Origin of the sequence: Dolichospermum sp. LEGE 00246, assembly GCF_015207865.1 — a bacterium.
In the GTDB taxonomy this organism is placed as follows: Bacteria; Cyanobacteriota; Cyanobacteriia; order Cyanobacteriales; family Nostocaceae; genus Dolichospermum; species Dolichospermum heterosporum.
In genome coordinates this window covers 1-7205 of sequence record NZ_JADEWA010000279.1, presented here as the reverse complement: position 1 = coordinate 7205, position 7205 = coordinate 1, and the positions used below count along the sequence as shown (strand labels likewise).

At 39.8% G+C, this 7205-nt stretch carries 6 protein-coding genes; 3 read left to right on the top strand and 3 right to left on the bottom strand.

The features are described from left to right. Both IQ228_RS17220 and IQ228_RS17215 read left to right on the top strand, forming a co-directional pair. Positions 1 to 492, top strand: a 492-nt coding sequence (locus IQ228_RS17220; RefSeq protein WP_193963706.1) for an AAA family ATPase, incomplete at its 5' end; no start/stop codon positions are given. A gap of 2 nt (positions 493 to 494) precedes the next feature. Further along, entirely contained in the window at positions 495 to 953 is a 459-nt protein-coding gene (locus tag IQ228_RS17215) for a hypothetical protein (RefSeq protein WP_027403404.1), read from the top strand. Positions 954 to 1066: 113 nt separating this feature from the next. Here IQ228_RS17215 and IQ228_RS17210 read toward each other — a convergent pair whose 3' ends face one another. The 3 genes from IQ228_RS17210 to IQ228_RS17200 form a co-directional block, all read right to left on the bottom strand. Further along, positions 1067 to 1753 (bottom strand): Coq4 family protein, encoded by a 687-nt coding sequence (locus IQ228_RS17210; protein ID WP_027403405.1) that lies wholly within the window; start codon positions 1751 to 1753, stop codon positions 1067 to 1069. A 193-nt stretch (positions 1754 to 1946) separates the two neighbouring features. Continuing rightward, positions 1947 to 3905, bottom strand: coding sequence for a glycine oxidase ThiO (gene thiO, locus IQ228_RS17205; RefSeq protein ID WP_193963704.1), 1959 nt, complete (start codon positions 3903 to 3905; stop codon positions 1947 to 1949). A 247-nt stretch (positions 3906 to 4152) separates the two neighbouring features. Continuing rightward, complete coding sequence (locus IQ228_RS17200; protein ID WP_027403407.1) at positions 4153 to 4584, bottom strand: hypothetical protein; 432 nt, start codon at positions 4582 to 4584, stop codon at positions 4153 to 4155. A 778-nt stretch (positions 4585 to 5362) separates the two neighbouring features. On the opposite strand from IQ228_RS17200, the gene cimA reads away from it, so the two are divergent. Next, positions 5363 to 7021, top strand: coding sequence for a citramalate synthase (gene cimA, locus IQ228_RS17195; protein ID WP_193963702.1), 1659 nt, complete (start codon positions 5363 to 5365; stop codon positions 7019 to 7021). Positions 7022 to 7205 lie beyond the last annotated feature (184 nt).

The following is a 7205-nucleotide window of genomic DNA, read 5'->3' as shown; positions in this document are numbered from 1 at the left end:
AAAAATAACCAATATGTTAAACTACAATATGCTTCTTCAGGACAACAAGAATCAGTTTGGATTTTATTGCTGATATTTCGATATATTTTAGATGGAACAAGTGTATTTATGGTTTTTGAAGAACCGGAAGCACACCTTTATCCTGAAACCCAAAGTGATATTGTAGAACTGATTGGATTATTAGCAAATGTTTGCAACAATCAAATAATTATAACTACTCATAGTCCTTATATTTTATCATCGTTTAACAATCTTTTATATGCTCACCAAGTGGGTGCAAATAAAGTTGGTGATGAAAGAGAAGCCGTAGCAAGTATTGTTAATAGTAAAAGTTGGATTGATCCTGATCGCATTTCAGCTTACTTTATCTCAGAAAATGGCTATGAATCAATTATTGATGAAGAACTAAAATTAATTCAAGCGGAAAAAATAGATAGTGCATCCAGTATAATTAATGACAAATTTAATGATTTGTTCAATCTGGATGAATAACTATGTGTAACGATTTTTTTCGAGAAAGTGAATGTCAGGAATTTTGTGATTCAAGAAAAACCATAGTTGTCAAAGATTCTGGGAATAAACAAGAGTATAGAGTCACCAATAATAACGGTAAAGAAATTTGTAAGATTAAGGTTGATGGGTGCTTAATTAAAGAATCTGAAAGATGTGATTACCTAATCTTGTCCTGTGAAGATAAATCAGCGTTTTTTGTAGAGTTAAAAGGACATGATTTAAAAAAAGCAATAGGACAAATAGATTCATCTCTAACTAACCTGATGACTGAAATAAAAGAATTCAAAATTTATGCGCGCATTGTCTTAAATAGAAATCCAACTCCTGATATTAATAGTTCTGTAGAAATTAAACTTAAGAACCGTCTGAAAAAACATAATGGTAAAGATTCTGGTGATCTGATCAAGTATAAAAGTAAGGTCTTAGAAGAAAGTATTTGAACAGCATACAAACTTCTACTCCCAACAATCTACGAATATTTTTTGATCTGATAATATGCGGTAGCATAATCTCAAAATAGATTAAAAAACCTTATTTCCTCAGAACTTCTATTTTACCTGACTGCTAATTCAGGAATATAATTCATTCCTAATTGAGTGCGAATTTCACTAATGGGGACATTCCAAAACTGATCCCATTTTTTGGAGATAAATTTGACGGGAGTATGAGAACCTAGATAATAGCCACGAGATATTTCCGTCATTAAAGGTTTGAATTTAGTAGGTTGATAAAGACTAATAGAAACCATGCCAAAACTTACTAACATGATGCTAATAGGTGTGGGAGTTTGTGCTAAAACAAAAGCTTGTAAACCCAATTCACCCACCACATTAGTTTCAAATCCAGTGACTACATGATAAATATCATGGGTAGTTCTCCACAGCATTTTCATATAAGAAATATCATCAACAACAGGCACTTTTTTATAGAAATGAGGATCGAAGCCTCTAGCTTTCATTCCTTTAGCATAAATATAACCTAAAGTTCCTTCGGGAAGTTTGCTTAATTCATCTAAATTTATGGGTTTAGGTAGCCATCTTTCTGTAAATAAAGAGTTGATTTCAGGATCTTTTTTCAGTTCGTCTACAGTTAAATGTGCTATTTCTGTTTGGTCAAGTGCATCTTCAAAATCAAAGATTGGATCAGTTCCAGCGTCTTGGGTTCTTAATGCTCTTGAGGCGAGAAATTGAATGTATGCTAAGAGTCCTTTATCATTGTTATAATTAATGATGTTATCCATGATAATTCTCCCTTTTGAGAAGATAGGATTACTAATCTTTTTCTGACCTCATTATTGGGGATAATAGAAGAGAGTTTCGTGTATCAAAAGAGGGATTTATTTATACAATTAATTTTACTTTTGGTAGACATAAAAAAGACAAAATTCAGATCCCCGACTTCTTTAAGAAGTCGGGGATCTGAACAAAACAAAACTAACCTGTAATCGTTCCCGTCAAAGGAGAACTAGCACTAGCGTAATTCTTCATGGGCATTCTGCCGGCTAAGTAAGCCATACGACCGGCTACTGTTGCCAAATTCATCGCATAAGCCATTGCTGGAGCATTCTCAGCCAGGGCGATCGCACTATTAATTAATAACGCATCCGCCCCCAATTCCATCGCCTCAGCAGCCTCAGAGGGCGCACCGATGCCAGCATCTACCACTACTGGAATCTTGGCATTTTCAATAATAATCTGAATATTGGCGGTAGTTTTTAGCCCTTGTCCCGAACCAATGGGGGCAGCTAAAGGCATGACTGTGGCACAACCTACTTCTTCTAACCGCTTGGCTAACATAGGATCAGCATTAATATAAGGCAATACAGCAAAACCTTCTTTTACCAACTGTTCCGCAGCTTGCAAAGTGCCAATGGGATCAGGTAGTAAATACTTAGCATCAGGTATAACTTCCAACTTGACAAAATTATTATCTTCCTGTCCTAATAACTTAGCCATTTCTCGTCCCAACCGTGCCACCCGAATAGCTTCCTCCGCAGTTTGACAGCCAGCGGTATTGGGTAACATCCAGATTTTACTCCAATCCAAGGCTTCGGCTAAACCTTCATGTCCTGGGGCGTTAGTTTGTACCCGTCGCACAGCCACCGTGACAATTTGACAACCGCTTGCAGTGACACTTTGCTGCATTTCTTGGATATGGCGATATTTACCGGTTCCCGTCATTAACCGAGATTTAAAGCTTTTTCCCGCAATAACTAATGGTGAATCGGGAATAATTAAATCTGATATCTCCGGGTTACGGTGTCCGTTAGTGGCAGGAGTCACGTGAATTAACATCGGTATAGTAGTAGATGACACAGTAGAAAAGCGAGAATAATGAAAATTAGCTAAAAGAGGATCTGCTTTTTGTTCACAAATCAAATCAGCAATTAATGTGGCTGTAATTGGTGCAAGTAAAATCCCATTGCGGTGATGACCAGTCGCAAAAGTTAAATTATCACAATCACTATGCCCCAAAATAGGTAATTCATCGGGGGTAGCGGGACGAAATCCCCACCACAGTTCTTGAATAGGATAATTTTCTAATTGCGGATATAGGCGAATGGCTGATTGCAGTAAGTTTTGAATTCCCCCAGGGGTATTATCGGCGGTAAATCCTACATCTTCATTAGTTGCGCCAATAATGATAGAGCGATTCCTTCGAGGAACAATGTAAATATTTTCACCAAATAACACCCTAGTTAAGGGTAATTCAGTCAGAAAATCTGGGACTCGCAAACTCAGCATTTGTCCTTTGCGGGGACGCACTGGTAAAGGTAACAATTGATTTACCCAAGCACCAGCAGTTAAAAGATAATGGTCAGCGCGAAATAAACCAGTATTAGTTTGTACACCAATAACTTTTCCCTGTTGTTGAGAAATCGCTTCCACTGTAATTCCATCTTGGAAGACAACACCCAAAGAGTCAGCCGCAGTCCGCAGAACTTTAATTAACGCCCGGTTATCAACTTGCCCGTCTTCAGGATACCACCACCCACCCATCACATCTGCACCCAAACCTGGTTGATATTGGTTAATAGCATCTTGATCTAACCAGTAAGCCGTTTTGTCTCCTGTGTCTTTAGATTGTTGATAAACCGGTGCGAGGATACCACAAGACCAATAGCCTGTATTGTTTAAATCTTTTCCCGTAGTTAATTCTGCTAGTTTTTGTGTCCAGTCTAAATATAAATTACGCGATCGCCTACATAAAGCCAACATTGCCTCATTAGGAATATTTTCCGCATCAGGAGCTAACATTCCCGCTGCGGCATGGCTGGCTGCCGCAGTAAAATCACGGCAAAGTACAGTTACATTTGCACCCCGTAATCGCAGTTCAACACCGCAAGCCAACCCAATAATACCACCACCGATAATTAAAACATCACTAGTCATTAGTCAGTAGGGGCGCAAGGCCTGCGCCCAATCATTAGTCATCAGTAAATAACTAATAACTCATAAATGGCTCACAAGGGGGGCGAAAATTGGTCATTGGTCACGGGAATTTTAGATTTTAGATTTTAGATGCCAAAAATTTGGTACAAGTCCCCGTCCTTGAGGACGGAAAAATACTCGCTGCGCTGCGTACGCTTCGCTAACGTCAATCCCAAATCGAGTGACCTTTGACTTAATTTTTCCCTACTTACCACAAAGCGCGAATTGGTTCTTTCTTCTGACCTTCATTACCACTAGCACTTGAGTTACTCTGTGTAGTGGCAGTTTCATTGGTAGAACTGGAACTGTCATTACTACCACTTGTTTCTTGAGTAGTATTAGAAGAATTGTTAGTAGTCTCCGTAGAAAAATTACCTTGAGCTACACTAGTACGGCGGCTTTCACTGGTGGAATTACTTCCGCTAGAAGTTTCTGACTCATTACCACTAATATTTTCTGAATCCTTCCCATTGGCAGCACTATTAACATTAATATTAGCCGGGAGAACACTAGATGCTTTCCGTCCTTGAGGAACATTAGCAGTTTGTTGTCCGCCCATAGGAAAATTAATCCCCAGTAACGTACCTAGCAAAATTGCTACGCCGCCAGCCATTAAAATCAAGGGTGTCCATCTACCCATCTTGTTTCTCTCCTTGTAAACCTTCTGGTGTCCAAACTAATTGAGAACCTTGATCCCAAAACCCATGAAAAGAATTTTAGATTTTAGATTTTAGATTTTAGATTACAAAAATTTGGTACAATCCCCGTCCTTGAGGGTGGAGTCAATCCCAAATCGTTCGACTGAGCGAAGTCGAAGTCCAAAATCGTCAATCCCAAATCAAGTGACAAGCTAATTCCAAGCAACTTGCAGGAAAGTTGGCAAAAAGGGAACGCCGTGTTCACTTACGCCAATTTGCTGCGGCTACTCACCTTCTACCTTAACCGCATAAGTACCATAAGTGCCAATGCCTCTACTCAAATTTAACAGGATTTTAGGTTGTATTCCCCTGGGTTGTCTTTTGCATTAAAACAGCCTAGTACCGCAAAGCGGAAGTCAAAAGTCAAAAGTCAAAAGTCAAAGGTAATATTGAGCAAGCTTTTTGGCAATTGAGAATGCTTGGTTTATTTACGCAGTGCTGTACTAGAATTGAGTTATTAACAATAGTCATTACATCCTCACCCCATAGAAGTTTTCCCAGCTTCTACGATACATATAGTGGTCAGGTAGACTGTGTTAGCTTATGGATTGGTACTGCCAACACTTTCAGAGGGAAACAGGAAAAAAATGTTAGCCATTGTTAGCATTTTTTTTATCGGCATATTGAAATTACCGAAATAGCGTTTTGTAGTATGTTGGCATATCGCCGCAAAGTTGTCTCTTAGGTGTAAGTGTTGAAGCAAAGGTTCACCAAATTTTTATGACCAAAACTCCCTCAAATAAACTTTGGCTCTACGACACTACTCTCCGCGACGGGACTCAACGGGAAGGATTGTCAGTGTCCATAGAAGATAAGTTACGCATTGCTCACAAACTTGATGAATTAGGTATTCCTTTCATTGAAGGTGGTTGGCCGGGAGCAAATCCCAAAGATGTCCAATTTTTCTGGCAACTTCGAGAAAATCCCCTCAAACAAGCAGAAGTTGTCCCCTTTTGTTCCACCCGTCGTCCTCATACCAAAGCCGGAGATGAACCCATGCTGCAAGCGATTTTGGCAGCAGGAACGCGCTGGGTGACAATTTTCGGTAAATCCTGGGATTTGCACGTTACAGCCGGACTCAAGACCAGCCTAGAGGAAAATCTAGCCATGATTGGTGATACCATCGAGTATCTCCGTTCTCAAGGACGACGGGTAATTTACGATGCTGAACACTGGTTTGATGGTTATAAGCAAAATCCTGATTATGCTCTACAGACGCTCAAAGCAGCAGTCACAGCAGGTGCAGAATGGTTAGTTTTATGTGATACCAATGGGGGGACTTTACCTCATGAAGTTTCGCAAATTGTGTCAGTTGTAGTTAAGGGAACAGGGAATACAGAAGAAACTCTTTCCCAATTACCAATCACCAATTACCAATTACCCATTCCCCAAATTGGCATACATACCCATAATGATTCAGAGATGGCGGTTGCTAATGCCTTAGCAGCAGTTATGGCTGGAGCTAAGATGGTACAAGGAACAATTAACGGTTATGGGGAACGTTGCGGGAATGCCAATCTGTGTTCTGTGATTCCCAATTTACAACTAAAATTGGGTTATAGTTGTATCGGTGAACACCAGCTAAATCAACTTACAGAAGCTAGTCGGTTTGTGAGTGAGGTTGTTAATCTCGCACCTGACGAACACGCACCTTTTGTTGGACTTTCAGCTTTTGCTCATAAGGGTGGGATTCATGTCTCTGCGGTGGAACGTAATCCTTTAACCTATGAACATATTCAACCAGAATTGGTAGGAAATCAACGCCGTATTGTCATTTCTGAACAGTCTGGTTTAAGTAATGTCTTAGCTAAAGCTAAAACTTGTGGGATTGAATTAGATAAAGATCATCCTCAAGCTAGACAAATTCTCCAACGCATGAAGGAATTGGAGAGTGAAGGCTATCAATTTGAAGCCGCAGAGGCTAGTTTTATTCTTTTGATGTATGAGGCTTTATCATGTCGTCAACAGTTTTTTGAAGTTCAAGGTTTTCAGGTTCATTGTGATTTAGTAGAGGTGAAAGAAACTACTAATTCTTTAGCAACTGTTAAAGTAGCTGTTAATGGTAAAAATATTCTAGAAGCCGCAGAAGGTAATGGACCGGTGGCGGCTTTAGATGCGGCTTTGCGTAAGGCTTTAGTGAATTTTTATCCTCAAATTGCCGATTTTGAGTTGACTGATTATAAGGTGAGAATTCTTAACGGAAATACGGGAACATCTGCCAAAACTCGTGCCTTAGTAGAATCGGGTAATGGTCAACAACGGTGGACTACTGTAGGAGTTTCTAGTAATATTTTGGAGGCTTCTTATCAAGCTGTGGTTGAGGGTTTGGAATATGGATTATTGCTGCATTTCCAAGCTGAAAAGGCGTTGAAAGTTTAGGAGTTGAAAACTTTTTCGTGTGGGATCTGACACCCGCAGATCCCACTAAATCCCCCTTGAAAAGGGGGACTTTGAGGAATTTAGCCTCCCTTCGTAAGGGGGGTTGGGGGGATCTCGATTAATTCTGATACTTTTCAAACATCCTCTTAGCCCCCTCATCGCTCTGTCTCTTATACCCATCTGA

Bases quoted from the DNA above. Each gene is read 5' to 3' on its own strand.
- IQ228_RS17215 (WP_027403404.1), top strand. From the start codon at position 495: ATGTGTAACGATTTTTTTCGAGAAAGTGAATGTCAGGAATTTTGTGAT.
- IQ228_RS17210 (WP_027403405.1), bottom strand. From the start codon at position 1,753: ATGGATAACATCATTAATTATAACAATGATAAAGGACTCTTAGCATAC.
- thiO (WP_193963704.1), bottom strand. From the start codon at position 3,905: ATGACTAGTGATGTTTTAATTATCGGTGGTGGTATTATTGGGTTGGCT.
- IQ228_RS17200 (WP_027403407.1), bottom strand. From the start codon at position 4,584: ATGGGTAGATGGACACCCTTGATTTTAATGGCTGGCGGCGTAGCAATT.
- cimA (WP_193963702.1), top strand. From the start codon at position 5,363: ATGACCAAAACTCCCTCAAATAAACTTTGGCTCTACGACACTACTCTC.